Origin of the sequence: Kineosporia sp. R_H_3, from assembly GCF_002198675.1 — a bacterium.
Taxonomy (GTDB): domain Bacteria; phylum Actinomycetota; class Actinomycetes; order Actinomycetales; family Kineosporiaceae; genus R-H-3.
The window spans coordinates 28,131-53,264 of record NZ_MWLL01000232.1 but is presented as its reverse complement, the minus strand read 5'-3'; the positions used below and the strand labels follow the sequence as shown (position 1 = coordinate 53,264).

The following is a 25,134-nucleotide window of genomic DNA, read 5'->3' as shown; positions in this document are numbered from 1 at the left end:
GTCAAGGATCAACCGAAACAGATCCGTCAAGCATCAACCGAAGGTCCACAGGCCCACAAACCCCCCGGTCACAGACCCGAGAGTCCCCATGAGCGCAGCTTGAACGGCCCTGCGGGACATCATTGGGACACTATTCGCCGGTCGGGACATCAACGTCCCCTCCAGGACGTCGGCGGTCTGCCGGTCGGTCAGGCGCCCGGCGGTGACGACGCCACAGCACTGATCCGTTTTGGGAGCGGAAGGCCGTTGACCTCACGGTGCCGAGGAGACCACATCAACACCACCGCGAATTCTGCACTTGCCCATCAAACGAGTACGCGGACGGTGTAGCAGCGGACCTCCCGGAGCATCACGCATACTCCTGTTCCAGGATGGCCAGGTCACGGTCGGCGAACTGCACGTGCGCCCACTGGTCGCTGAAGATGACTTGCAGGCACTTGACCGCCGTACGTTCGGCGAGCGGCGGGCAGCCGATCGCGGTGTTCGGCCCCCGCACGCGGTCCAGCTCCTCCTGCGCGACCTGCGCCAGGTATCCGCGCAGATCGGCGATCCGCTCGGCGCGCACGGCCAGGATTTCGCCGAGGGGGGCGCGGCCGACTCGTCGATGCCGAACTCGGCGCCGTTGGTGGTGAACGATGCGGGTACGCCGATCGGATGGAACGGCTTCGGGCGAAGGGCCGCCGCGTGGCCATACCAGGCATCCACGACGAAGATCGTGTGGCGCAGGGTTTGGGCGAGCGACCATTCGTCGTTCACTGATCTGTGGACGGCTTCCTCTGGCAGCACGCTTGCGCGTTGCAGCGTCGCTTGCCACAGCTCCTCGATGACATCCACCGCATCGCGCATCGTCTCGGGTGTGGTTGGCTGCAGTCGAAGCCGTTCGGGGTGCAGGCGATCCAACTCGGCCTCGATCAATGGCATGACCTCCACGCCGTTGACGCGCAGGCCGTCGATCGCCCCGTCGATGTCGGCGTCCAACAGCAGCACGCCACGCATCCGGGCGCCGCTGAGATCCACCTCGCGGAAGGTCGTGCTGGCCATGGACAGGTCGATGAACTCCGCACCCTCGTAGTCGGGCTGCTGCACGAATCGTGTCATCGGCACAGCGTAGGGACCCGGTACGACAAGACCACCAAGTCAAGATCCAAGCATTGGGCTGCCCGGAGGTTCGGCTGGCACAACGGGCCATGAGACAGCCGGGCGATGACGAATGCTCGATGTCACGCCGATGTCACTGGACCAGCGCGACAGCCCGAGACCGACGCCGACCCTGAAGGACGCGGATCGCCTACTGGCCGGTTCTGACATAGGCGCAACGGTTGTCACCAGGCCACAGCCGACGGTGGTTACCGCGCTTGTAATCGGATGCACGGCGACGAGGCGGGCAGTCATGATGCTCACGGACCGGTGGCAGAGGCTGGTTATCGCAGAGCTGTGCACTCCCACGTCGAGCACACTCGGCGGGACCACGGCTCGCGGGGGCTCGGTGTGCCAGCCCCCGCCGGGGGTTCAAATCCCCTCCGGTCCGCTTACGTCCTGCGTGACTAACTGCGTGACAACCAGGCCCACCCGGACAGGACTTCCACGAACTCTCTGGAACGTCTCTGAGCAGGTGAAGGTCACTGCCGGCGCAGACCAGCGGCGTCCCCGATCCTCCGACGACGACGGATACGGGACGGCCGTTGGTCGGCCGGGCGATGAGCCTCAATCGGTGTGGTCGAGGATCAGTCGAGTCGCTTCGTGCGGTGCGTCCCATTGTGGGAAATGACCGCATCCCTCGAACCAGTGCAGTACCGCGTCCGGGAAGAGCTGCGTCGCGCGTGCGGCCTGTCTTGGCACGGTCACCAGGTCGCGACGACCCCACCCGATCGTGACCCGGCCGGGGACCTTGCCGGCCGGGGCTCCCTGCTGTTTGGGCCCCTTGATCAGGGCGATCAAGGCCGCGTCGGTCGAAGGGGAGTCGGCCAGCCCGCGCACGTCGTTCAGCACGGTCTCGCGCGAGAGCGCCCAGGGGCGTGCCGACAACTGCGCCAGAAGCAGAGTCCTTCCCGCCGGGTTACTGAGCAGCGCCGGCAACATGCCCCGCAACGCCTTGACCAACGCGATCGACGGCCGCAGTGTGGCGCCGAAGAGAGCAACCTCTCGGTCGCTCCAGAAACCGCCCGGGTCCAAGGCCACGGTGTCGCCGCCGACACCCCGCCGCGCAAGCTCGAGCACCATCCGGCCGCCCATCGACTGACCGACGGTCGAGATCCCGTCCAAGTCCTGTTCGCGGATGAAGTCCACGACCGAGTCGGTCAAAGTGGCGATCGAGACGTCGCCGGCCAACGGCGGCGTCTCGCCGAATCCCGGAAGGTCGACGGCGATCACCTCACGGTGCTCGGCCAGTCCATCAAGAATCGGGGACCACGATTGCCATCCGGCACCCAGACCATGCACGAGCAACAGCGGGCTGCCATTCCCCCGCCTCACGTGATTTAGCGTCATACCGGACTGATACCCCAACCAGGATGGGCCACACTGAGGCACACGGCACTGATCGCGCCCAATCCAACGCGCTGTCGTCGGCATGAGCGGGCACTGGACGTGGATCGTGACAGGCTTCGTTGGTTGGCGTGGGCCGAGCTCACTGTCGTCGAGGCAGCCCGCCGCCGAGTCCGCCGCCGAGCTCGGGCAGGCACGGCGACTGGGTCTGCAAAGCTAGGCCAGGCGTCTGCTCAAGGGGTGCTTGTACACCCGATCGAATATGTACCCATCCGTCGATCTACTGGGTACACTTTCATCCATGGTCCTGCCACGTGCGTTACCTGCGACCTTCACCACGGGGCAGGCCTTGGCTGCCGGCGTCCATTCACGAGACCTCTACCGATGGCGGGATGACGGTCTGACGGTGGAGCTCTCCCGAGGGGTGTTCCGCCGAGCGGACGCCCCCACGGCGTCGTACCCGGACCTGCTGGCGGTGTCACGTCGGGCACCCCGGGCCGCGGTCTGCCTGGTGTCCGCGGCCGAGGTCCACGAGCTGACCGACGAGATCCCGCGCGCGGTACAGATCGCCGTCCCGCGGGGGACCCGCCCCCCGCAGATCACCCACCCGCCGGTCCAGGTCTTCAAGTTCGCTGCGGCGACGTTCGACCTCGGCATGGACGCGTTCGAGGCCGCCCCGGGCGAGACCGTACGGATCACGAACCCGGCCCGGACGGTCGTCGATCTCATGCGACTGCGACGCAGCATCGGCGAACCGCTGGCCCTGGTCGCCCTGCGCCGCTATCTGGCTGGCGGCGGCCGCCCCGCGGCACTCGTCGAGCTCGCACGCCCCTTGGACATCCTCGGTCCGGTCAGGGCGGCCGTCGATGTGCTGGCGGCGTCGTGAGCCGGCCGACCCGGGCCCATGCCGGCGGCCAGGCGTACCTGGACCTGCAGAACCGGGCCCGTCGCCAAGGCCGCCCAACCCAGGAGCTCCTCGTCCTGTACGCCCTCGAACGCTTCCTCGCCCGTCTCGCGGCGAGCCCGCACGCAAGCGCGTTCGTCCTTAAGGGCGGGATGCTCCTGGCCGCCTTCGACGCCCGCCGCCCCACCGTTGACGCCGACCTGCTCGCCACCGGCTTCCCGAACGACGAGGACGCCGCACTGTCCCGGATCCGGGAGGTCGCCGGCACCGAGCCCGCGGACGACGACGGCGTCATCTTCCTCCCCCAGACCGCGCGAGCACGTGTGATCCGCGAGGAGAACCTCTACTCCGGCGTCCGCGTCACCATGCAAGCCTCGATCGCGACCGCCACCGTCAAGGTCCAGCTCGACATCAACTTCGGCGACCCCGTCACCCCCGGCCCGCAGCTCATCGAGTACCCGACCCTTCGCGAGGAACACCCGCCCGTGCGGATCCTGGGCTATCCGATGGCCACCGTCATCGCCGAGAAGGTCTGCACCGCGATCGACCTGGGCGACACCAGCACCCGGGTCCGCGACTACGCCGACATCTGGATCCTCACCCGCCGCCACGACCTCGACGCCGCCGACCTCCGCAACGCACTGGCAGCCACCGCCCGCCACCGCGGCGTCGAGCTACGCCGGCTGTCCGATGCGATCGGCGACCTGGCCGCGTTACGCGCGGACGTCTACACGGCTTTCCTGTCCCGCATCGACGACGACGCCCTCGACCTACCGACTGACCTCGCCGAACTGCTCGACGACTTGATCGCCTTCGCCGACCCGCTCCTCAGCGACGAACCGGCCGGCGTATGGTCGGCCCCAGCCCGAGCGTGGCACGGGACCAGCACATGAAACTCTGGATCAGCTCGACGACAGTTGCTGCACAACACACGTCGTGACACCGATGTGACACGAACAGCCGGAGATCCACGCGCCAGCAGATGACCAAAGTGACTGCGTGGCGCACAGATGAGGCCCCCAGAGGCCCCAGTACACGCTCGTCAGAGTCCTCTTGATCCGCGGGTTGTGGGTTCGATCCCCACGGGGCCATTGATGTGATGTCGCAAGACATCGGAACTGGTCCGAACCCTACGGGGGTTCGGACCAGTTCGTTTGGGCCTGGCCAGAGGCCTCGGCGTTGGTAGTCCTTCGTGGTCGCGGCGGCGGTCAGCGCGAGTCGACGAGGTTCCCGGCGGAGTCGAAGTGGAGCCAGTGACCGTCCGACACGACCTCAGGTTCGACGGCAGAATCACGCACGAGCAGTGCGGAGCCGTCGTCGATGCACCACAGCGGGCTGCCGAGCCGGGCTGCGGTGCGCTGCGCCCACTCGTCCGTCGTGTGCGAGAAGTACGGAGCACCGAGGTGCGCCGTGAGGAACCAGTCGAACAGCGGCAGCGCCGGGCCGACAGTGTCGAGCCGAAGCATGTCGACCTCCTCCTGGTCGTCGAGCGCGTCGACGGCGGCGGCGTGCGCCCGCGAGAAGATCATCGAACCCGCACTGGCCCCGACGTAGACCTTCTCGTCGAGCAGCTCGCGCAGAACCGGCGCGAGCCCCGACTGCCGCCACGCGTGCGCGAGCCAGTGGTTCGTGCCGCCGTACCCGTAGATCACGTCCGCCGACCGCAGCCGAGACTCGACCAGCGAGGCCGGCCCCGAGAAGAGCGTCAGCAGATCGCACTCCGCCCAGCCCATCGCTCGGTACTGCTCCAGGTGCTGCAGGAGTCGTGTCTTGTCACCAGGGAACGGGAGGATCGCGTCGAGCACGACGACCGTGCGGCTCGCCGACACGGGCTTGTCCAGCAGGTCGAGCAGGGTGTCCCGGACAGGGCCGTCCTGCACCCCGTTCGACGTGAGCAGCATGCGCATGCGGGACATCATGACGGCACCACCTCGGCCGCTCGAACTGGCCTCGCCGCCGGACGAGGGAGGCAGCGACGGCGCGAGGGTTCATGGTGGCGTCCTGGCCGGCCGAGCGCAGCCGGTGCCCGAAGACCCAGGACGTGTGTTGCACCCACGGTCCGCGTGCAACGCGCCGCCGATCACCTCGGTCTCACGCCTCGCCGACCCGTGGCCAGGCCGTTGCCGGGATGTGCGGTGGCGCCGGTGCAGGCCGGCAGCGGTCCACCCGCGGTGAGCGGGTCGGGGCCCAGGCCCGGGTCTCCCGCGCGGCCGGGCAGGTCCGCCGGGCCGGGACCATCACCGTCACCGCACTGATCGGACACGTCACCGACCGGCTCACCCACGGCCGCCCCACGGCCACCGGAGCACGCACGACAATCGTGTCGTGGACGTCTTCTGCTACCACCGGGACCGCGTCGGGTCGACACCGCTGCGGCAGCAGCTGTCGGAGAGCCACTGGGCGTACATGGATGCCTTCCAGGACCGCATGATCGCCCGCGGGCCGACGTTCACGGACGAGACCCTGACCGGGAGCGTGCACATCGTCTCCCTGCCGGACCCGGCGGCGGCGCGGGCGTTCGCCTTCGACGAGCCCTGCTACCAAGCCGGTGCGTACCGCGATGTCCTGATCCGTCGCTGGGAGAGCTTGTCCGACCGGACGATGTACGACCCCTCGGTCGGCTCCGACGACTCGGAGCGGTTCCTGGTTCTCGGGTTCACCGTTGCCCCGACCACCGAGCGTGTCGAGGCTCCGTACCGTCCCGGGACCATCGTCTGCGGCGAGCTGCTGTCGGATGACGGCATCCACGTCCTGGGTGCGGCGGCGCTCGTCCAGCCGGCCGTCGCGGGCGACGTCCGAGATGTGCTTCCCGAGCGCCACTACGCAGCCGTGGAGGTCCACCGCTGGGACTTCGGCGGGCGGCGTTGAGCCCCGTCGAGCAGGGGCCGGTCCTGGCCCGGCGACTTCGTCGTTCGTGAAGAAGCCGCGCAGTGTGTCCTGCCCTGACCGCTCGCACCCCGTGCGGTTCAGGCGAGAGGAACCTGCTTCGCGAGGTCGTCGCCGGCGATGACGGACGTCATGAACGTGTACCCCTTGCTCGCTTGCCGGAAGCGGGGGTCGGTCTTGACCAGCTTCATGAACGCCTTGTGGTCGGCGTCGACCCGCCCGACCAGGCAGCCGGCGCTGGCCTTGCCGATGCTCTTCAGCGACTGGTCGAGACCGGAGTGCTGGTTGATCCCGAACACGCCGGTCTGGGTCGCGTCGCCCGGTCGGATGCCGTCCTTGTTCTTGTCCCGGAACACCGTGATGGGGAGCGCCTGCGTCAGGGCTTCGTGCCGGCGAGGCGGCAGCAGGTGCGGATGGTGGGTACCGACGCGCCACGCCTTGAACTGACCGAACGCGATCCTCGCGGCGCCGCGCGAGGACAGCGGCTTCACAGCCGTGTAGAAGCGGCCGGGCTCGGTCGTCGCCAGCGCGGAGAAGGCGACCTCCGGCGTGCCCTTGGCGTTCCTCCGCAGGACCAGTCGCAGGTCGTTCCACCTGTCCGCGGCGTCGGCGTTGGGTCGGCCGTCCGGGTCGGCGCCCTCGAGGTAGACGATGGTGAGGAAGCCGGGGAGCCTCGCGAAGAACTGGCCGTTGCGGCCCATGTACGTGGCGATCCGGCCTGCGACATCGTTTCCCGGCTGCATCGGCAGGAAGGTGCCGCTCTTCCGCTCGAGCAGGGCCGTGGCGATCGGGCCCGTGACCTTGTCGTCGTAGGTCAGCTTCATCTGGCTCGCGAACAGGGCGAGCGTCAGCTTGCTCACCGCCCCGAAGATCCCGTCGGGCTTGGGGTCCAGACACCCCAGCGCGGTGAGCCGTGCCTGGATCTCCTTGCACAGGGCCTTGTCGTCACCCAGATCGTTCACGTGCACGGACTTGCCCGACCCGGCGACATCGGCGAGCTTCATGGCTGCCTCCCTGGGAGCGTTCGGCTGTCGCACGACGCCGACGGCTGTCACCCGCCCGGAGCGACGGACGAGACCGCCTGATACGCGGGCTGCACGGCGGCAGCACCGGCCCAGGGCGTCCGACGTCAGGTGACGCCGTCCGGGTCCACGGCCTCGTTGCGCCCGCCCGGCACGACCGGCCGCACCCGGATCTCCCGCACGGCCAGAGGTTCGGGCGCGGGCAGGCCCGCCAGGTGCTCGGCGTACAGGGGCTCGCCGAGATCGCGGTAGCCCCGGTCGACCAGTCGCAGGTACCTCGCCATCACCGTCCCGAGGGAACGGACGGCGGGCGCGCGCCCCACGACGTCGTCGCGCGGGACGTAGGTCAGCACCGGCCCGTCGGGGCGCCGCGACGTGACGGCGCCCAGGAGCGGCGTCACGTCGACTCGGTCGTAACTGCGCTCCCTGTCGTCGAGGGCCTCCAGGTCCGCGTCCGTGAGGCGCCAGGCCGCGCCGGGCGTGGTGGCGCCGACCGCCGGCTCGAGGCCGAGGAACGCGAGCCAGCCCTCCCAGGCGCTCCCGCCGTCGTCGGTGAAGACGTACTCGGGCCGTTCGCTGCTGTGCCCCATGACGTTCCAGGCCCGCCGGTACCCGTGCAGCCGCAGGCGGAACGGGCCGTCCGCGGCCGCCACCGGGCGGCCGATGCTCGCCTCGAGCGAGCCGCGGTCGACGAGCGACCCGTAGCCGAAGACGTACGGCATCGGTCAGTGCATCCGGTCCGCGAGCCGGCGGGCCGCGAGCTGGACCGCCTCCCAGACGGTGGCGAACGGTGGCGCGTACGCGAGGTCGGCGGCCGCGAGGTCGTCGACCGTGAGGCCGGCCCACAGCGCGGTGGCGATCGTGTCGATGCGCTTCCCCGCGCCGGTCCCGCCGACGATCTGCGCGCCGAGCAGCCGCCGGCTCCCCCGCTCGGCGACGAGCTTCGTCGTCATCGGCCGGAACTCGGGCATGTAGGCGCTCGCGGTCTTACCCGGCGACACGTACGACGCCGCGTCGAGGCCGAGGCGGGTCACGTCGGCGGCGCCGAGGCCGGTCCGGGCCACCTCGACGGCGACGCCGCCGGCATCGAAGCGCGTGATCGCCGTCCCGAGCACGCCGCCGAACCGGGTGGAGCCGCCGGCCGCTCTCTCGCCCGCAACCCGCCCCTGCTTGTTGGCGTGCGTCCCGAGCGGGACGAACGCCCGCTCGCCGCTGACCCGGTGGACGCTCTCGCAGCAGTCCCCCGCCGCCCAGACGCCGTCCGCGACCTCCTGGCCGTCGTCCGGCAGGTAGCCGCCGCGCGCACCCGTCACGAGCCCGGCCTTCGCACCCAGCTCCGACGCCGGCCGGACGCCGAGCGCGAGGACGACGAGATCGGCCGGCAGCACGTCGTCCCCGGCGGCGACACCGTCGACGTGGCCGTCCGCACCGACCGTGAGGCCGTCGACGCCGCACCCGACCCGGACGTCGACACCGGCCGCCACGAGCTGCTCTCGGACCCGCGCGCCCATGTCGGCGTCGATGCTCGGCATGACCTCGGCGAGCTCGAGCACCGTCACCGGGTAGCCGCGCCGCACGAGCGCCTCGGCCATCTCCAGGCCGATGTACCCGGCACCGACGACGACCGCGCGGGCCGGCGGCCGCACCCGGCCCATGACGTCGAGCCACGCCAGGCCGTCGTCCCACGACTTCACCGGCAGCACACCGGGCCGCAGCTCACCGCCGGCGGACCGCGCCCAGTCCGGGACGACGGGCCGCGCACCGGTCGCGAGGACGAGCCGGTCGAAGCCGACGGCGACCTCCGCGCCGTCGACGAGCGCACGCACCTCCCGCCGGTCGAGGTCGACCGCCTCGACGCTCGCGCCCGTCCGCAGGTCGACGCCGCGGGCCCGGTGCTCCTCGGGCGTCCGGGCGACGAGGTCGTGCGGGTCGTCGAGGTCGCCCGCGACCCAGTACGGGATGCCGCACGCCGAGTACGACGTCCGCTCCGTCCGCTCGAACGCGACGACCTCGAGGTCGAGCCCGCTCCGCGCCGCCGTGCGCAGCGCCTGGTGCGCCGCCGACATCCCGGCGGCGTCGCCGCCGACGACGACGAGCCGCTCACGGCTCACGCCGCGCCCCGCCGGGCGTGGAGGCCGACGATCCGCTCGACGACGACGCACGCGACCGGTGCACCGGTGAGCGCCTCGATCTCCCGCGCACCCGTCGGGCTCGTCACGTTGACCTCGGTGAGCCGGTCCCCGATGACGTCGAGCCCGGCGAGCACGATGCCCAGCGCACGCAGGTCCGGCGCCAGGGTGTCGCAGATCTCCTTGTCCCGGCTCGTCACCGCGTCCGGCAGCACCGTCGCGCCGGCCGCCATGTTGCAGCGGAACTCGGTGCCGGCGGCCACCCGGCGGATCGCGCCGACCGGCTCGCCGTCGACGACGATGACCCGCCGGTCGCCGTCGACCGCCTCGGGCACGAACCGTTGCAGGATGACATGGCTCTGCCCGCGGCCGGTCGACAGCTCGAGGAGCGAGGCGAGATTCGGGTCGTCGTCGCGGAGCAGGAGGATTCCGCGGCCGGCCATCGCGTCGGTCGGCTTGAGGACGGCGCGGCCCCAGCGGGCGACGGTGTCCCGCAGCCCGTCGAGGTCCGCCCGGACGACGGTCTCCGGGACGAGGTCCGGGTACCGCAGCGTGTAGAGCTTCTCGTTGACCTCGCGCAGCCCGCGCGGGTCGTTGACGAGCAGCGTCCGCGGCGCGCGGGCGGCGTCGAGCACGTAGGTGCCGCGCAGGTAGTCGGCGTCGACGGGCGGGTCGGTGCGGACGAGGACGACGTCGACGTCGGCCAGCGCCACGTCCCCGACCGGCTCGGCGCGGTACCACTGCTGCGGGGCGACGAACCGGCCGTCGACGACGCGGCACGGGTCGACGGTCACCCGGACGGCGCGCGCCACCGCGCCGCCGTCGACGACGGACAGCTCGCGCATCGTCGTCGCGAGCACCTCGTGGCCGTCCGCCTGCGCCGCCTCCATGAGGGCGACCGACGTGTCGTGCGCCGGCAGCAACCCGTCGAGCGGGTCGACGACGAAGAGCATCCGCAGCCCGGTCATCGCGCGCCCCCGCAGCCGGCCGTCCAGGCCACCGGGAGGTCGTCGGCGTCGACGCCGTGGTCGCTGCCGCGGGCCTGCCGGACCACGCCCGTCGGGGTCGCCGCCGCGTCGTCACCGACCCGGTGCACCCAGCCGATGCCGTCACCGAACCGGTTGCGGGAGAACGCGTCCGCGAGGTCGCTCGGCGCGCGCCAGGTCGCGACGGCCACGACGGGGCCGAGCGGTTCGCGCCACGGGTCGTCGTCCGAGCGGGGCCCGAGCCGGCTGCCGACGGCCCCGACCGTGACGACGGTCGCGGGCACGAGCCAGCCCATCCGGTGCGCGACGTCGTCCGGGACGCCGCCACCGGTGAGCACCCGCCCGCCGAGCCGCCCGAGCGCCCGGACGGCGGCGAGCGCCCGCTCCCGGACCGGCTCGGTGGGCAGCGGCGCGGGACGGGTCGCGGACACCGCGGCGACGACGGCGTCGACGACCGGGCCGGCGGTGTCGGCGTGGACGACGAGCCACGGCACGGCCGCCGGCCCCGACGCGTTGTGCAGCCGGATCCCCGCGGCCACGGTGGCCGCGACGAGCGCCGGGTCGGCGTCCCGGCCCGCCAGAAGCACGTTCCCGCCGGCCCGCAACGGGTGCAGCGGCACACCGGTCGACGCGACGGCGCGGGCCGCGAGGTCGAGCGTCCGCTCTCCGCCGCGGACGTGGAGGACGGCGAGGTCGCCCCGCCCGGCGAGGGCGGCCCCGACGTCGGTGCCGGTGCCCTGGACGACGCCGAGCACACCGTCCGGCAGCCCGGCCGCGGTGAGCCGGTGGGCGAGGACGACGGCGCTGAGCGGCGCCCGCAGCGACGGCTTGACGACGACCGCGTGCCCGCGCAGCAGCAGCGGCAGGATGCCGGACACCGCCTCGAGGAACGGCGCGCCCCAGCCGAGGACGACACCCGCGACGCCCGGTGCCCGGACCGCGGGCGGCCCCGCGTCGTCCACGGCGGCGAGTGCGACCCAGTGCCGCGCCCACCGCACACCGGTGCGGACCTGCTCGACGGCGTCCGTGAGCTCGAGCCCGGTCTCGGTCGCCACGAGCTCGGCGACCGGCCCGGTGAGCCGGTCGAGGTCGGCGACCGCCCGGGCGACGACACGCAGCCGGGCCGCGGGGTCGGCGGCCCACGCCGCGACGGCCCGGGCCCCGGCCCGGACGGCGGTGTCGACGTCGAACCGGCTCGACAGCGGCACGCACGCGACGACACGGCTGTCACGCGGGCTGCGGATCTCGAACTCGTACGGTGCGGCGGGGAACCGCCACCGGCCGTCGACGAGGTTGCGGGCGAACTCCTCGTCGCCCGCGACCGTCGTGCCGGCCGTGCCGGGCGGGTCCGCCGCGGTGGTCCGCGTGGTCGTGTCCGTCGTCATCGTGACCGTCCTGTCGTACGGGCCCGGACTGCGGGCCGGGTTCAGAGGAACCTGTCGAAGAACGTCCGGTCGGCGCCGACCCGGCCCGTGCGGACGAGGCCCGCGAGGAGAGCGTCGACCATCGGCGTCGGACCCGCCAGGTACACGTCGTGACCGGCGAGGTCGGCGGGTCCCGGGTGGTCCGCGTCGACGGCGTCGACGACGCGGCCGTCGCGGACGGCGAGCGGTGCGAGCCGGCCGGCGGCCTCGGGCGACGCCGGCCGGTCGGTGACGACGTCGACCTGCGCACCGCGGGACCGCAGCCGGTGCAACCGGTCGGCGAGGACGACGTCGGCGTCGGTGCGGGCGCCGTAGTAGAGCCGGACCGGCCGGCCCGGCGCCTCGGTGAGGCAGCGCTCGGCGACCGCCAGGACGGGGCCGAGCCCGCTCCCGCCGCCGACGCACACGACCGGCCGATCGACCGGGGACTGCACGTGCGCCCTGCCGTAGGGGCCCTCGACGACGAGCAGGTCACCGGCGGACGCGGCCGCGAGCCGGGACGACGCGACGCCGCCGGGCGTCCGGCGGACGACGAGCTCGAGCGACGTGTCACCCGCCGCGTCGTCCGTGGGCTCGCGGCTCATGGAGTACGCCCTGCGGGTGCCGTCGGGCAGCTCGAGGAGGACGAACTGGCCGGCGAGGTAGCGCACCGGTCGGTCCGGGACGACGGTGACGAGGACGGTGTCCGCGGACAGCTGCTCGACGGCACCGATCCGGGCGGGGACCCGGTCCGGCAGCGGCCGGTCACCGGGACCGGCCTGCGCCCGCTGCGGCCCGGCGGCACCGGGCAGCCGGACGGCGCAGGCGCCCCCGGGCACGCTCTGGCAGGCGAGCACCCGGTCACCCTTGCGCCGGTCCCGCTCGGTGAGGCCCGGGGCCTGCGGCCACAGCGACCCGACGCGGCCGTCGAGGAGCACGACCTTGCACGAGCCGCACCCGCCCGACGCGCACTCGTAGGGCACGTCCCAGCCGGCGCGCAGGGCCGCGAGCAGCACCGTCTCGCCGCGGCCGCAGGCGACGTCGGCGTCACCGATGCGCACGCGCGTCACCGTCGTCACCGCCGCCGCCGTCCTGCCCGTCACGACCGGTCCCGTCAGGCGTCCGGCAGGCGCAGGCCCGCGTCCGTGACGAGCGCCGACCAGGCGGCGGTGACGGACTCCCGGACCCGCCCGGCGCCGTCCTCGTCGTCACCGGCGAGCAGCCGGGACCCGGCGGCGACCGCCTCGTGACCGAGCGGTGCCCAGGCGTCGAGGTACTCCTGGAGCACGGCCGCGTTGCCCGGGTCGGCCTCGACGACGAAGCGCGTCAGCGCGACCGAGAACCGCTGCGAACGGCGGGCGTCCTTGGCGAGGCTCTCCAGCACGAGGGCGTCGAGCGTGGCCCCGGCGGCACCGAGCCGGTGCGCGAGGGCGTCGAGCAGGAGCAGGTCGGCGACCGGCTTGACGACGAGCTGGGTGGCGACGACCGCGCGGTCCCAGTCGTACTCGACCAGCGCGAGCTCGAGGAGCCGGCGCAGGGGCTGCCAGTGCGGGTGCTCGCGCCACGCCGACCGCTCGGCGGTGCCGAACCCGTGGTCGGGGTGGGTGCGGGCGAGCTGCGTCGTCCGGTACGCGAGGGTCTGCACGCGGCGCAGCTGGTCGGCGGTCTGGAACGTCGCGGCGGTCGCGACGAAGCTGCTCGGGGCCAGCTGCTGGACGTACGCCGAGAGCATCTGCTCGCCGTGGCCGAGGAAGCGGCAGGGCGTCAGCGCCCGGGCGAGCAGGTCGAGCGCCTCCAGCGGCAGCGAGGCGTCGTGGCCGTCGGCGTCGAACTGGGCGAGCAGGCCCTCGACGTACGTCTCGGCGTCGTCCTGCATCGCGACGTAGCTGCCGTAGGTCACCTGGTCGGGGTCGCGGAAGGCGTCCCACGACGGGACGACGAACCGCATCGCGTCCCGGTGCTCGCGCAGCCACACGTTGCCGTTGACGTCGGGCCCGAGCTCGAGCGCGGGCGAGCCGGCGGTGTGGTTCATGTTCCAGGTGAGCACCTCGTACTCGGTCGGCCGGCGGCCGAGGTTGCCGAAGCTGCTCCAGGTCTTCAGTCCGCGGCTCCTGGGTCGCGGGGCACTCACGTTCGTCATCGCAGGTCCTCTTCGTCGAGGGGCGGGGGGTCAGCGGTCGTAGTGCCAGACGTACTCGTCGACCCGGGTGCGCAGGCGCCCCTTGAACGACGGCATGTCGATCTCGAGGAGCGACAGCTGGTACGGGCGGCCCAGGTGCTTGACGAGGCTGGCCAGGGTGAGCCGGCACTCCTTGCGGGTGTGGACGCGCACGTAGTCGGCCGCGACGCCCATGACGACCAGGGCGGCGAGCCCCCAGACCGACAGCCAGCGCGGGACGAGCCGCGACCGGTAGAGCACCAGGTAGTACAGGGACGCACCGACGACGAACGCGAGCACGCCGACCGCCGCGGCCTGCCGGTGCCCGGCGACGAGGACGTCGGCCGCGGTCCGGACCTGCGCGGGCACCGCGGCCACCGTGCCGAGGTCCTCCGCGGTCGACAGGAGCGTCAGCAGGAAGACCGCGCCCACGGAGTAGAACACGGCCTCGAGGGCGCGGAACACGACCGAGCCCAGCGCGAGCGCCGGGTCGACGGTCCGCAGCACCGGGTAGAGCGCCACGGCGATCGCGGCGCTGCACGCGGCCGCGACGAGGGACAGGAGCACCGCGGTCGCCGCCCGGTCGGGGTGCTCGGCCAACCGGGCCAACCGGTCGGTCCCGGAGACCGGGGGCAGGAGGGCGTTCCCCGTGAGCGAGGCGGCCGTGGCGACGACGAACAGCGTCCCCGCCGCGATCGAGGTTCTGCGCAAGAGGTCCATGCCAGTCCCTTCCACGAGGGATCCGCCCGGCCGGCTCCGTCCCGGTGCCCCCGATGGACGTCGCTGCGCAGCGACGGGCGCTGACGTCCAGGACGTTACGCGCGCAGGCCCCGGTCGGTGCCGGGCCCGAGGTCCTCCGGGCAGGGCCGCCGGTCGCAGGTCACCTCCCCCGGCTCGACGGTCCGCCCGCGCACCGGTCATCCTGGCCCCGTGACCACGCCGACGCCCCCGGTCCTCGAGCACGCCTTCGACCTCGAGATCGACCTCGCCGCACCGCTCGACCTCGGCCGCTCGGCCGCCGGCGCGCACTGGTTCATCGAGATCGCGGGCGGCCGGGTCACCGGACCACGGCTGACCGGGGAGGTACTGCCCGGCGGCGGGGACTGGGCCGTCGACCGCGGCGACGGCACCTGGCAGCTCGACGCGCGCTACGCCGTCCGGCTCGACGACGGGACACCCGTCGAGGTGCGCAACCACGGCTTCTACGTCGAGGGCGAGCACGGCCCGCGGTACTACCTGACGACGCCGAGCTTCCGGGTCGGGCGCGGCGCCACGCCGGCGACGACGGCGGACGACGGACCGCACGGCTGGCTGACCCGGGCCGTCTTCGTCGGCGAGGCGTTCGAGATCGACCCGCTGCACATCCGGATCGAGGTGCACGTCGTGCTGCACGCGGGAGCGGCCCCGGCGTAGCGCCGGCCGTGACACCTCGCCCGCCGGGCCGGGACCGGGCGCGGGCCGCCTGAGCGGCCGTCGGACGAACGGCCCCGCACGATTCAGCCGGGGGCCGGACCTGCCGACACAACGGGGGTGACCCGGGCGTGGCGGCGCTACCTGCTGGCCAGCGGCGTCGTCCTCGCGGGCTTCCTGCTGGTGCCCAACGGCGTGCCACGGGACACCGTGTACCTCGCCGTCGGCGTGACCTGCGTCGTCGCGATCCTCGTCGGCGTCCGGCACAACCGCCCGGCCACGCCCTGGGCCTGGTGGCTCATGGCCGCCGGGATGGCCCTGTGGGTCGCCGGGGACGCCGTCTACTCCTGGTACGAGGACATCGCGCACGTGGCGCCGTTCCCGTCCGCGGCCGACTACCTGTACCTCGCCGCCTACCCGCTCCTCGGCGGCGGGCTGTCCCGGCTGGCCTGGCAGCGCCGGCACGGCCGGGACCTCGCGGCGTCGGTCGATGCCGCGATCGTCACGCTCGCCTGCGGTCTGGTGTCGTGGGTCGTCCTCGCCGGGCCGGTCGCCCGCTCCGGGACGACGGGCGCGGAACGGTTCTTCGGCGTCGCCTACCCGGCCACGGACATCGTGCTCCTCGCCGCGCTCACCTGGCTGCTGACCTCCGTCGGGCACCGCAGCACGTCGTTCCGGCTGCTCGCCGGGGCCGCCGGGGTGCTCGTCGTCAGCGACAGCCTCTTCCTCCTCGCCCAGGCCGGCGCCTTCGCCGACCCGCTCGGCGCACTCGACCTCGGCTGGCTCTCGGCGTACGCGCTGTGGGGCGCGGCGGCCCTGCACCCGGGGATGAGCCGGCTCAGCGAGGCGCCCGACGTCGCGGCGTCGTCGTTCACCCGCCGCCGCCTGCTCGCCCTCGGCGTCGCCGTCCTCGTGCCGCCCGCAACCCACGCCGTCCAGCTCCTCACGTCCGACACCCCCGACGGATGGGCGTTCGTCGTCGTCTCGACGGTGATGTTCACGCTCGTCGTGCTGCGGATGGGTCTGGCGATCCGGGAGGTCCGCCGCTCGGAGACGGTGCGGAGCCGGCTCGCCGCGGACCTCGCGCACCAGGCCGCGCACGACTCGCTGACGTCCCTGACGAACCGGCCCCGGGTGCTCGAGCTGCTCGAGGCGGCCCTGCACCGGGCGCAGCGCAACGGCGGCCTCGTGGGCCTGCTCTTCATCGACCTCGACGACTTCAAGCGGGTCAACGACACCTACGGCCACGCGGCGGGCGACCACGTCCTGCGGGTCACCGCGGCCCGGATGCGGGAGGCCGTCCGGGCGGGCGACACCATCGGGCGGCTCGGCGGCGACGAGTTCGTCGTCGTCCTCGAGCAGGTGCCCGCCGAGACGGACGTCGTCCAGCTCGCCGACCGGCTCGTCACCGTCCTGCGCCAGCCGGTCCGGTTGCCGTCCGTGGCCCGCGAGGTCTCCGTCGGCGCGAGCGTCGGCGTCGCGCTGAGCCGTGACGGCGGCACCGACGCGATCGTCCTGCTGCACGACGCGGACGCCGCCGCCTACCGGGCCAAGCGCGCCGGTCGCGGCCGCTTCGAGATCTTCGACGAGGCGCTGCGGCGTGAGATGCACGACCGGGCCGCGCTCGAGACGGCGATCGAGACCGGGCTCGACGAGGGCCAGTTCCTCCTGCACTACCAACCCGTCTTCGACGTCGCGACGGGCGCGGCCACCGGCTACGAGGCGTTGCTGCGCTGGGCCAGGCCGGGGCACGGGATCGTCGCCCCGGCCGACTTCATCCCGCTCGCGGAGCAGTCCGCGCTCGTCTGCCGGCTCGGTCGGTGGGTGCTCCTCGAGGCGACGCAGCAGCTCGTCGCCTGGACGACGCAGGACCCGGAGGCGTTCGGCGGCGTCTCGATGGCCGTCAACGTCTCCGGACGCCACCTGTACGACGACTCGCTCGTCCGCGACGTCACCGACGCCCTCCTGGCGTCCGGTCTCGCGCCGGAGCGGCTCGTCCTTGAGATGACCGAGACGATCCTCGTCGACGGTCACGCGGCGGCCGGCCGGCTGCAGGCGCTGCGCCGGCTCGGGGTGCGGATCAGCATCGACGACTTCGGCACCGGCTACACCTCGATCGGCCAGCTCCAGTCGCTGCACGCCGATGGGTTGAAGATCGACCGCAGCCTCGTCGAGTCCACCACCCCGGGCAGCCGCGAGCTGGTGCGGCTGCTCGTGCACGCGGCGCACGCCTTCGGGCTCGAGGTCGTCGCCGAGGGGGTCGAGCACGAGAGCCAGCTCGAGCCCCTGCGCGCGGCCGGCTGCGACCGCGTGCAGGGGTTCCTGCTCGCCAGACCGCAGCCGGCACAGGCGTTCCAGCCCCGGACGACGCCCGGCTGAGCGGCGTCCCGCCGGCGCCGGCGGCCCGGCCCGTCAGCGGGTCGCGTTCTCCTGCCCCACGAAGCTGCTCAGTGCGCGGACGCTGTCCATGAACTGCGCGGGGAACACGATCGTCGAGTTCTTCTCCACGGCGATCTCGGAGAGGATCTGCAGGTTCCGCAGCTGCAGCGCGATGGGGTGCGCGGCGATGACGTCGGCCGCCTCGGCGAGCCGGCCGGCGCTGAGCGCCTCGCCCTCCGCCGCGATGATCTTCGCCCGCTTCTCCCGCTCGGCCTCGGCCTGCCGGGCCATCGCGCGCTGCATCGTCTGCGGCAGCTCGATGTCCTTGAGCTCGACGAACTCCACGAGCACGCCCCAGCGCTCGGTCGTGCGGTCGAGCAGGTCCTTGATGGACTCGTTGATCTTCTCCGTCTCGCTGAGCACCTGGTCGAGCATCGACTGCCCGACGACGTTGCGGACCGTCGTCTGCGCGATCTGGTTGATCGCGGCGTGCACGTTCTCGATCTCGACGATCGACTTCACCGGGTCGACCCGGCGGTAGTACGCGACCGCCGCGACCCCGATCGACACGTTGTCCCGCGTGATGATCTGCTGGGACTGGATCGGCATCGTCACCGTCCTCATGCCGACCTTCCGCATCCGGTCGACCAGCGGGATCATGAAGCGCATCCCCGGCTCCCGGACCGCACGCAGCTTCCCCAGCCGGAACACGACCCCGCGCTCGTACTGCCGCACCACGGCGATCCCCAGGTTCGGCACGACCACCATCTCCCTCGTCGCCGCCACGTCGGGCGGCATCACGTCCAGGGTGCGACGGCGCCGTCCGCGTGACCGGGGCGGAACGTCCCCGGCAGCCGGCGCAGCTCGTGGAAGACCAGGACGGCGCCGGCGAGCGCGGCGCAGACCATCCACTGCGCGGGCGTGAGCGGCACGGTCCGGCACACGGCGTTGAGCAGCGGGACGTGCACGACGAGGACCTGCAGCACGAGCGAGAGGCCGACCGCGCCGGCCAGCCAGTGGTTCGGCGGCCGGCGGGCGAACGCGCTGCGGTGCCGGGCCCGCACGACGAGCACGTTGACGAGCTGGGCCAGCACGAGCGTCGTGAAGGCCGCTGACCGGGCGACGGCCGCGCCCTGCGACGAGAAGGCCGCGAACGCCGTGAGCGTCGAGGCCGCGATGACCACCGCGAGCGCGACGACCCCGGCGAGCACGCCGCCGTCGAGGAGGTGGCGGCCGGGCGGCCGCGGGCGCCGTCGCATGACGTCCGGGTCGGCGGCCTCGACACCGAGGGCGAGGGCGGGAGCGGTGTCGGTGAGCAGGTTCACCCAGAGGATCTGCGCGGCGAGCAGCGGCGCCCCCGCCGCGAAGAACGGCACGCCGCAGGCGCCGAGGGCGACCCCCACGGCCATCGTGAGGATCTCGGCGAGGTTCGAGGAGAGCAGGTACCGCAGGAAGGTCTGGATGTTGTCGTAGATCGCCCGGCCCTCCTCGACGGCCCGCACGATCGTCGGGAACGCGTCGTCGGTGAGGACCACGTCGGCCGCGTCGCGCGCCACCTGGGTGCCACCGGCCCCCATCGCCACGCCCACGTCGGCGGCCCGCAGCGCGGGGGCGTCGTTGACCCCGTCGCCGGTCATCGCGACGACGTGCCCGCCCTGCTGCAGGGCCGCGACGATCCGCAGCTTGTCCTCGGGCACGACCCGCGCGAACACGCGGGCGTGCCGCACGAGGTCGCGCAACGCGTCGTCGCCGGTCTCCCGGAGGCGGTGGCCGGTCACGACGGGGCCGCCGTCCTCGGAGGCGCCGTCGGGCGTGTCGTCGGGCCCGTCCTTGGGCCCGAGGATGCCGACCTCGCGGGCGACGGCGGCCGCCGTCCGCGGGTGGTCCCCGGTGACCATGAGGACCTCGACGCCCGCCCGCCGGGCGCGCCGGACCGCCTCCGGCACATCGGGTCTGACCGGGTCGGCGAGGCAGACGAACCCGAGGAGCACCAGGTTCTGCTCGGGGTCGACCGCGACGGCGGGCGGGCCGGCGACGGTCCGGCCGGCCACGGCGAGGGTGCGCAGCCCGGCACCGGTGAGGGCGTCGGCGTGCGCCTGCACCCGGGCCCGCAGCCCGTCGTCCCACGGCAGGTCGGCGCAGCCGACGCGGACCCGGTCGCACAGCGCGGTGACGACGTCGGGCGCGCCCTTGACCGCGACGTGCGCGCAGGGACCGGCCCCGACCCGGTAGACGGTGGTCGCCCGGCGCCGCTCGGCGGTGAAGGGGTACCGGCCGAGCACCTCCGCGCCGGCCGGGACCGCACCGTCGCACCGTCGCGCGCGCCGCAGGATCGCGACGTCGACCGGGTCGCCGACGTCCCGCGTCCCGGTGCTCCCGACGGCGGACCGGGCGTCCCCGGCGAGGACGGCGGCCCGGAGCACGTCGCGGACGACGCCGGGGTCCGTCGGACCGCCCGGGGGCAACGGGCCGACGACCTCCCGGACGGTCATGTCCCCCGTGGTCAGCGTCCCCGTCTTGTCCGTGCAGAGCACCGACGTGGAGCCGAGCGTCTCCACCGCGGCGAGACGGCGCACGACGGCGTGCCGGGCCGCCATCCGGGTCATCCCCAGGGCGAGCACGAGGGTGACCACCGCCGGCAGGCCCTCCGGGACGGCCGCGACGGCAAGGCTGACCCCGACGAGGAGCGCGGCGACCAGACCGTGCAGGTCGCCGGCTCCCGAGGACGTCGCGACGAGCAGGAGCACGACGCCGGCGGCGACGACGGGGACGACCTTCGCGAGCGTCGCGCCGACGGCCGCGATCTCCTGCTCCAGCGGCGACGACCGCTTCGTCGCCGCCGCGAGGAGCCCGGCCACCCGGCCCGTCTCGGTGTCGGCGCCGGTGGCCGTGACGACGACGTGCCCGGTGCCGGAGGCGACCGCCGTCCCGGCGAACACCATGGACCGCCGGTCGGCGAGGTCGGTCGCCGCAGGCACCGGGTCGGCGCCCTTGGTCACCGGCTCGCTCTCCCCGGTGAGGGCCGCCTCGACGACGACGAGACCGGACGACGCGACGACCCTGCCGTCGGCGGTCACGGCGTCCCCCTCGGTGAGCACGAGGAGGTCCCCGACGACGACCCGGGTCGACTCCAGCCGCAGGAGGGTGCCGTCCCGCACGACGCACGAGGGGGCCACCGACAGCGCGCGCAGCGCCTCGACCGCCCGGGCGGACCTGCCCTCCTGCACCGTCGCGAGCACGGTGTTCGCCACGACGACGACGAGGATGACGAGGACGTCGTAGGGCGGCCCCACCGCTCCCTCGACCCACCACACCGCGGCCGCGACGACCGCCGCGACGACGAGCAGGAGCACGAGCGGGTCCCGGGCCTGCCGGGCGAGCCGGGTCGCGAGCGTGTCGCCGCGCTCGACGGCCAGGTCGTTCGGGCCGTCACGCGCCAGCCGACGGGCGGCCTCGGCCGTACCCAGACCGGTCACCGGGTCGGCGCCGGCGTCGGCGAGGACCCGGGCGCACGGCACCCCGTGCGCGGTGCCCGCGCCGGTGAGCCGTCCCACGGGCGCCCGTCACCTCCCCGTGGCCGACGAGACCCGCACGCCGGTGACGGCGAACGCCTCGACGGCCATGAGGTGCCCGCCCGTCGACACCGAGACCGTGAGCACGGCGCCGTCCGGTGCGGTGAACGGGACCCGCATCCGCCACGGGGTGTCCTCGCCGCCCGCCGGGACGCCCTCGGTCTCGACGAGCGGGTCGGTGCCGGGCAGCGACCGGACGGCCACGACGAGGCTCTCGTCGACGCCCGTGATCCGACCGCCCACCGTCATCGGCGAGGTCACCGTGCTGCCGTAGCGCGGCGACGTCAGCGACAGCACGGTGTCGCGGGTGCCGACGACCTCCCACGGTGCGTCCGCCCCGGTGCCGAACCGGAGCAGGTGGACCAGGCCGACGGTGACGTCGCGCCCGTTCGGGTCCGCCCAGCCGACGCCGACGAGCGCGTCGGACGCCGTCCCCGCACGGGACGTCACACGGTCGATCTCCGAGTAGCCGAGGTAGCCGTGGGCGAACGCGACGGCGGTCTCCCGCTCGGAGCGGTGCCACGCCTGGGTGCCGGCGGACCGGTACGCCCGCTGCCAGGCGAGGACCTGGCGGCCGGACGCGAACGGCCACAGCGGGAGGTAGCCGTGACGCAGCGCCGGGACGCCGGCACTCGTCGACGAGGTGCTCGGCGGCGGCGTGGTGCTCGTCCTGCCGGGCGAGGTGGTCGAGGGGGCGGCGGGGCCCGTCGTCGCCGTCGGGGCGGACGTCGTCGGTGCCGTCCCGGTGGTCCCGGACGCCCCCGGCGAACCGCCGGCACAGCCCGCGAGGGCCAGCACGAACGCCGCGGCGACAGTGGTGACGGTTGCGGTGCGGCACGTACGGGTGCGCATGGCGACCTCCCCCGGAGGCCCGCCGGGACACCCGACGGGCGCCCGGTTCCAGTCTCCTGCGGTCGGGCCCCACGGTCAGCGCCCCAACGTCCTGGGCCGCCGCGCCGCCCCGGACGGGTAGGTTCGCGGCACGGCACCCGACGACGGAGGACGGATCCGATGCCAGGCACGCACGCACCGGACGGCACCACCCGCCCCGCGACCGTCGAGGCGTGGCACCGGGTCGTCGAGACCCGCGACCGGGAGCTGCTCCGGTCGGTCGTCGCCGACGGCTGCGTGTTCCGCTCCCCCGCCGTGCACGCCCCGCAGGAGGGCAAGCCGCTCACGCTCGCCTACCTGTCGGCCGCCCTCGTGGTGCTCGGTCCGACCCTGACCTACCACCGCGAGCTCTTCGGCGAGGACTCGGCGGTGCTCGAGTTCACCGCGACCCTCGACGGGCTCGACGTGCACGGTGTCGACCTCGTGCGCTGGGACGCCGACGGGAGGATCGTCGACTTCACCGTCATGGTCCGGCCGCTGCGCGGGCTGGAGAAGCTCGTCGAGCTCATGCGGGCGCAGCTCGAGGCCGGCGGAGGGAAACCGACCTGACGCCGTCCGGGCCGCGCGGCAGGATGCCGGGATGACCTCCTACGTCTCGCACACGAGCATCGACTGCGCGAACGCCCACACGCTGTCGGTGTGGTGGTCCGAGGTCCTCGGGTACGCCGAGGACCCGGACGACCCGAACCTGCCCGACCACGAGGAGTGCCTCATCCGCTCGGCGGACGGCGGCCACCAGCTGCTCTTCCTCACCGTCCCGGACGTCAAGCAGGTCAAGAACCGGATCCACTTCGACCTGCGCCCGGCGGACGGCACCCGCGACGAGGAGGTGGCCCGGCTGCGCGCCCACGGCGCCACCGAGGTCGCCGACCGCCGGCAGCCCGACGGCTCCGGCTGGGTCGTCCTCGCCGACCCGGAGGGCAACGAGTTCTGCGTGCTGCGGAGCATCGCCGAGGTCGAGGCGCAGCGGGCCGCGAGCGCCTGACCGGCGGCTCGGGCGGCGGTCGGTCGGCTCGGGCGGTCAGTACGCGGAGCGCTCGTCCCCGTCCGGCAACGGCGCGGAGCCGCGCGTCGACGACAGCGCGGTCGCCGCGTCGAGGTCGCGCCAGGTGCGCCGCAGCGCCGCCCGCAGCAGCCCGGAGTCCTGCGCGACCGTGAGCATCCGGACGCCGCGCTGAGCCCAGTGCGCCGCCATGGCGACGTCCGAGCAGTGCAGCCCGGCAACGATCCCGGCGGCGCCGCACGCGGCGACGACCCGGTCGACCATGGCCCCGATCTCGGGCGACTCGCGGTACGTCGTGCGGCCGTGGCCAGTCGTCAGCGCGAGGTCGTTCGGCCCGACGTAGATCCCGTCGACGCCGGGGACGCGCGCGATCTCCTCGACGGCGGCCAGCCCAGCGGCCGTCTCGACCATGACGAGGCAGAGCACGCCGTCGTCCTGCACCTGCGGCGCGGGCGCCGACCGGCCGGTGACGTCGCCCCAGAACGGCCCCCAGCTCCGCGAGCCCTTCGGCGGGAAACGGCACGCGGCCGCCGCCGCGGCGGCCTCCTGCGGGCTGCTCACCATCGGGACGACGACGCCGGCCGCACCCGAGTCGAGCGCCCGCATGATGCCGGCGGGCTCGTTCCACGGCACCCGCACGAGCGGCGCCCGGCCGCCGGCCCGCATCGCGCCCAGGACGGGCGGAAGCGTTGCGAGAGAACCGAAACCGTGCTGCAGGTCGAGGCAGACGTAGTCGAACGGCCCGGTGCCGAGGAGCTCGGCGACGACCGGGTCCGCAAGGGCGCTCCACAGGCCGAACGCCGGCAGGTCGCGCGACCACAGGGCGCGCAGGCGCTCGGTGTCGGTGCCGGGCTGGTCGGTCGCCCCGGTCACGGCAGCAGTCTCGGGTCGACGTGGATCTTCGGTCCGTCGCCGGCCCCGGCCGGCCGGTCGCCGGCGAGGACGGCGGCCACGGCGTCCAGGCCGACCGTCGCCGCGACGAGCGGCCTCGGGTCGACGGCGCCCTGCGCGTAGGCCTCGATCGCCCCGGCGAGCCCGGGCGACGCCGACAGCACCCCGACGCACGTGACGTCCTTGAGGGCGACGGTGCGGGTGTCGACGAGGCTCGGCGTGCCCGCGAGCCCGATGTAGACGACCCGCTTGCCCGGCTCGACGAGGTCGAGCGCCCGGGCGGGCAGGCCGGGGGCGTTCGAGCAGTCGACGACGGCGTCGAAGGGCAGGTCGGGCAGCGTCTCCCAGGTCCACGACTGCCCGAAGCCGAGGGTGCGGGCGAAGGCGAGCGACGCCTCGTCGAGCCCGACGAGGTGCACGTCGGCCTGCGCCGCGCGGGCGAACAGCGCGGTGAGCAGCCCGATCGCCCCCGGGCCGAGCACGAGCACCCGGTCGCCCGGGTGCAGCGCGGCGCCCTGGGCGGCCCGCAGCGCGTTGCCGCCGGGTTCGACGAGCGCCCCGGCGACGACGTCGACGGCGGCGGGCAGTGCGTGCAGCGAGGTGACCGGGACGGCGACCTGCTCGGCGAGCGCGCCGGGCCGCCCGCCCCGGATGCCGACCTCGGTGCGCTGCGCGCAGACGTGCTGACGGCCCGAGGCGCAGCGCGCGCAGGCCCCGCAGCCGAGCATCGTGTCGCCGACGACCCGGCGGCCGGTCCACGCCGGGTCGACCCCGGCACCGACGGAGGCGACCGTGCCGCACCACTCGTGGCCCAACCGCATCGGGAACGCGGCGTGGCCGTCGTGCAGGTAGGCCATCTCGCCGGTGAAGAACTCGACGTCGGTGCCGCAGACCCCGACCCGCTCGACGTCCACGACGACCTCGCCGGGCGCCGCGACCGGTCGCGGGACCTCCTCGACCCCGGCCCGGCCGGGACCGGTGACGACGAAGGCCCGCATCGGGCTGTCGTCCGCAGC

General features: G+C 73.8%; 22 protein-coding genes, 1 tRNA gene and 2 pseudogenes. 8 read left to right on the top strand and 17 right to left on the bottom strand.

The window, feature by feature from the left end; all coding sequences use genetic code 11:
* Positions 1–252: 252 nt before the first annotated feature.
* On the bottom strand, positions 253–1,098 hold the full coding sequence (locus ECOMGDLI_RS29510; protein WP_088320405.1) for a DinB family protein: 846 nt from the start codon (positions 1,096–1,098) through the stop codon (positions 253–255).
* A 303-nt stretch (positions 1,099–1,401) separates the two neighbouring features.
* Here ECOMGDLI_RS29510 and ECOMGDLI_RS35005 point away from each other — a divergent pair.
* Positions 1,402–1,528: transfer RNA gene (locus ECOMGDLI_RS35005), tRNA-OTHER, on the top strand.
* 176 nt (positions 1,529–1,704) lie between these two features.
* On the opposite strand, the gene ECOMGDLI_RS29505 is transcribed toward ECOMGDLI_RS35005, so the two are convergent.
* On the bottom strand, positions 1,705–2,487 hold the full coding sequence (locus tag ECOMGDLI_RS29505; RefSeq protein WP_088320404.1) for an alpha/beta fold hydrolase: 783 nt from the start codon (positions 2,485–2,487) through the stop codon (positions 1,705–1,707).
* Positions 2,488–2,785: 298 nt separating this feature from the next.
* On the opposite strand from ECOMGDLI_RS29505, the gene ECOMGDLI_RS29500 reads away from it, so the two are divergent.
* Positions 2,786–3,370, top strand: a complete 585-nt coding sequence (locus ECOMGDLI_RS29500) for a type IV toxin-antitoxin system AbiEi family antitoxin (RefSeq protein ID WP_088320403.1) — start codon at positions 2,786–2,788, stop codon at positions 3,368–3,370.
* Complete coding sequence (locus ECOMGDLI_RS29495; RefSeq protein ID WP_088320402.1) at positions 3,367–4,281, top strand: nucleotidyl transferase AbiEii/AbiGii toxin family protein; 915 nt, start codon at positions 3,367–3,369, stop codon at positions 4,279–4,281. The genes ECOMGDLI_RS29500 and ECOMGDLI_RS29495 overlap by 4 nt, the downstream gene beginning before the upstream one ends.
* Positions 4,282–4,596: 315 nt before the next feature.
* On the opposite strand, the gene ECOMGDLI_RS29490 is transcribed toward ECOMGDLI_RS29495, so the two are convergent.
* Positions 4,597–5,295, bottom strand: coding sequence for a Type 1 glutamine amidotransferase-like domain-containing protein (locus ECOMGDLI_RS29490; protein ID WP_158221206.1), 699 nt, complete (start codon positions 5,293–5,295; stop codon positions 4,597–4,599).
* 418 nt (positions 5,296–5,713) lie between these two features.
* On the opposite strand from ECOMGDLI_RS29490, the gene ECOMGDLI_RS29485 reads away from it, so the two are divergent.
* Complete coding sequence (locus tag ECOMGDLI_RS29485) at positions 5,714–6,256, top strand: YciI family protein (RefSeq protein ID WP_088320400.1); 543 nt, start codon at positions 5,714–5,716, stop codon at positions 6,254–6,256.
* Between the two features lie 98 nt (positions 6,257–6,354).
* Here the strand turns inward: ECOMGDLI_RS29485 and ECOMGDLI_RS29480 are convergent, their stop codons facing one another.
* The 9 genes and pseudogenes from ECOMGDLI_RS29480 to ECOMGDLI_RS29445 form a co-directional block, all read right to left on the bottom strand.
* Positions 6,355–7,278, bottom strand: a complete 924-nt coding sequence (locus ECOMGDLI_RS29480; protein ID WP_088320399.1) for a peptidoglycan-binding protein — start codon at positions 7,276–7,278, stop codon at positions 6,355–6,357.
* Between the two features lie 125 nt (positions 7,279–7,403).
* A complete protein-coding gene (locus ECOMGDLI_RS29475; protein WP_088320398.1) occupies positions 7,404–8,018 on the bottom strand; it encodes a gamma-glutamylcyclotransferase family protein in 615 nt (204 codons plus the stop codon).
* A 3-nt stretch (positions 8,019–8,021) separates the two neighbouring features.
* Positions 8,022–9,407: an FAD-dependent oxidoreductase gene (locus tag ECOMGDLI_RS29470; RefSeq protein ID WP_088320397.1), complete on the bottom strand. Its 1,386-nt coding sequence runs from the start codon at positions 9,405–9,407 to the stop codon at positions 8,022–8,024.
* Positions 9,404–10,393: a glutathione synthase gene (gene gshB / locus ECOMGDLI_RS29465; RefSeq protein WP_198955297.1), complete on the bottom strand. Its 990-nt coding sequence runs from the start codon at positions 10,391–10,393 to the stop codon at positions 9,404–9,406. The genes ECOMGDLI_RS29470 and gshB overlap by 4 nt, the downstream gene beginning before the upstream one ends.
* Positions 10,390–11,796: an aldehyde dehydrogenase family protein gene (locus ECOMGDLI_RS29460; RefSeq protein WP_088320396.1), complete on the bottom strand. Its 1,407-nt coding sequence runs from the start codon at positions 11,794–11,796 to the stop codon at positions 10,390–10,392. Before ECOMGDLI_RS29460 ends, gshB begins: the two co-directional genes overlap by 4 nt.
* 41 nt (positions 11,797–11,837) lie before the next feature.
* Entirely contained in the window at positions 11,838–12,917 is a 1,080-nt protein-coding gene (locus ECOMGDLI_RS29455; RefSeq protein ID WP_233153673.1) for a 2Fe-2S iron-sulfur cluster binding domain-containing protein, read from the bottom strand.
* An 11-nt stretch (positions 12,918–12,928) separates the two neighbouring features.
* Positions 12,929–13,954 carry a toluene hydroxylase gene (locus tag ECOMGDLI_RS29450; protein ID WP_088320394.1) on the bottom strand — a complete coding sequence of 342 codons (1,026 nt, stop codon included), beginning with the start codon at positions 13,952–13,954 and terminating at the stop codon, positions 12,929–12,931.
* Positions 13,955–13,984: 30 nt separating this feature from the next.
* A pseudogene (locus tag ECOMGDLI_RS36150) lies at positions 13,985–14,152 on the bottom strand (MmoB/DmpM family protein); the annotation flags it as partial.
* 24 nt (positions 14,153–14,176) lie between these two features.
* Positions 14,177–14,692: pseudogene (locus tag ECOMGDLI_RS29445) on the bottom strand (DUF4386 domain-containing protein); the annotation flags it as partial.
* A 210-nt stretch (positions 14,693–14,902) separates the two neighbouring features.
* Here ECOMGDLI_RS29445 and ECOMGDLI_RS29440 point away from each other — a divergent pair.
* Together ECOMGDLI_RS29440 and ECOMGDLI_RS29435 are read left to right on the top strand one after the other, a co-directional pair.
* On the top strand, positions 14,903–15,385 hold the full coding sequence (locus ECOMGDLI_RS29440) for a DUF3237 family protein (RefSeq protein ID WP_088320392.1): 483 nt from the start codon (positions 14,903–14,905) through the stop codon (positions 15,383–15,385).
* A gap of 117 nt (positions 15,386–15,502) precedes the next feature.
* Positions 15,503–17,761 carry a bifunctional diguanylate cyclase/phosphodiesterase gene (locus ECOMGDLI_RS29435; RefSeq protein WP_088320391.1) on the top strand — a complete coding sequence of 753 codons (2,259 nt, stop codon included), beginning with the start codon at positions 15,503–15,505 and terminating at the stop codon, positions 17,759–17,761.
* A gap of 33 nt (positions 17,762–17,794) precedes the next feature.
* On the opposite strand, the gene ECOMGDLI_RS29430 is transcribed toward ECOMGDLI_RS29435, so the two are convergent.
* Genes ECOMGDLI_RS29430 through ECOMGDLI_RS29420 form a run of 3 tightly spaced genes read right to left on the bottom strand, consistent with a single transcriptional unit; the run spans position 17,795 to position 22,185 of the window.
* Positions 17,795–18,559 (bottom strand): slipin family protein, encoded by a 765-nt coding sequence (locus tag ECOMGDLI_RS29430; protein WP_088320410.1) that lies wholly within the window; start codon positions 18,557–18,559, stop codon positions 17,795–17,797.
* The gene (locus tag ECOMGDLI_RS29425) at positions 18,559–21,315 is read right to left on the bottom strand and encodes a cation-translocating P-type ATPase (protein ID WP_088320390.1); all 2,757 of its coding nucleotides are present in this window, start codon (positions 21,313–21,315) and stop codon (positions 18,559–18,561) included. Before ECOMGDLI_RS29425 ends, ECOMGDLI_RS29430 begins: the two co-directional genes overlap by 1 nt.
* Positions 21,316–21,324: 9 nt before the next feature.
* Positions 21,325–22,185 carry a hypothetical protein gene (locus tag ECOMGDLI_RS29420; protein WP_088320389.1) on the bottom strand — a complete coding sequence of 287 codons (861 nt, stop codon included), beginning with the start codon at positions 22,183–22,185 and terminating at the stop codon, positions 21,325–21,327.
* 159 nt (positions 22,186–22,344) lie between these two features.
* Between ECOMGDLI_RS29420 and ECOMGDLI_RS29415 the strand changes: the two genes are divergently transcribed.
* Together ECOMGDLI_RS29415 and ECOMGDLI_RS29410 are read left to right on the top strand one after the other, a co-directional pair.
* Positions 22,345–22,773 (top strand): nuclear transport factor 2 family protein, encoded by a 429-nt coding sequence (locus ECOMGDLI_RS29415; RefSeq protein WP_088320388.1) that lies wholly within the window; start codon positions 22,345–22,347, stop codon positions 22,771–22,773.
* Between the two features lie 31 nt (positions 22,774–22,804).
* Positions 22,805–23,209 carry a VOC family protein gene (locus tag ECOMGDLI_RS29410; RefSeq protein WP_088320387.1) on the top strand — a complete coding sequence of 135 codons (405 nt, stop codon included), beginning with the start codon at positions 22,805–22,807 and terminating at the stop codon, positions 23,207–23,209.
* A gap of 36 nt (positions 23,210–23,245) precedes the next feature.
* On the opposite strand, the gene ECOMGDLI_RS29405 is transcribed toward ECOMGDLI_RS29410, so the two are convergent.
* Together ECOMGDLI_RS29405 and ECOMGDLI_RS29400 are read right to left on the bottom strand one after the other, a co-directional pair.
* Positions 23,246–24,100 carry an HpcH/HpaI aldolase/citrate lyase family protein gene (locus ECOMGDLI_RS29405; RefSeq protein WP_088320386.1) on the bottom strand — a complete coding sequence of 285 codons (855 nt, stop codon included), beginning with the start codon at positions 24,098–24,100 and terminating at the stop codon, positions 23,246–23,248.
* Positions 24,097–25,116 (bottom strand): alcohol dehydrogenase catalytic domain-containing protein, encoded by a 1,020-nt coding sequence (locus ECOMGDLI_RS29400; RefSeq protein ID WP_088320409.1) that lies wholly within the window; start codon positions 25,114–25,116, stop codon positions 24,097–24,099. The genes ECOMGDLI_RS29405 and ECOMGDLI_RS29400 overlap by 4 nt, the downstream gene beginning before the upstream one ends.
* Between the last annotated feature and the right edge of the window lie 18 nt (positions 25,117–25,134).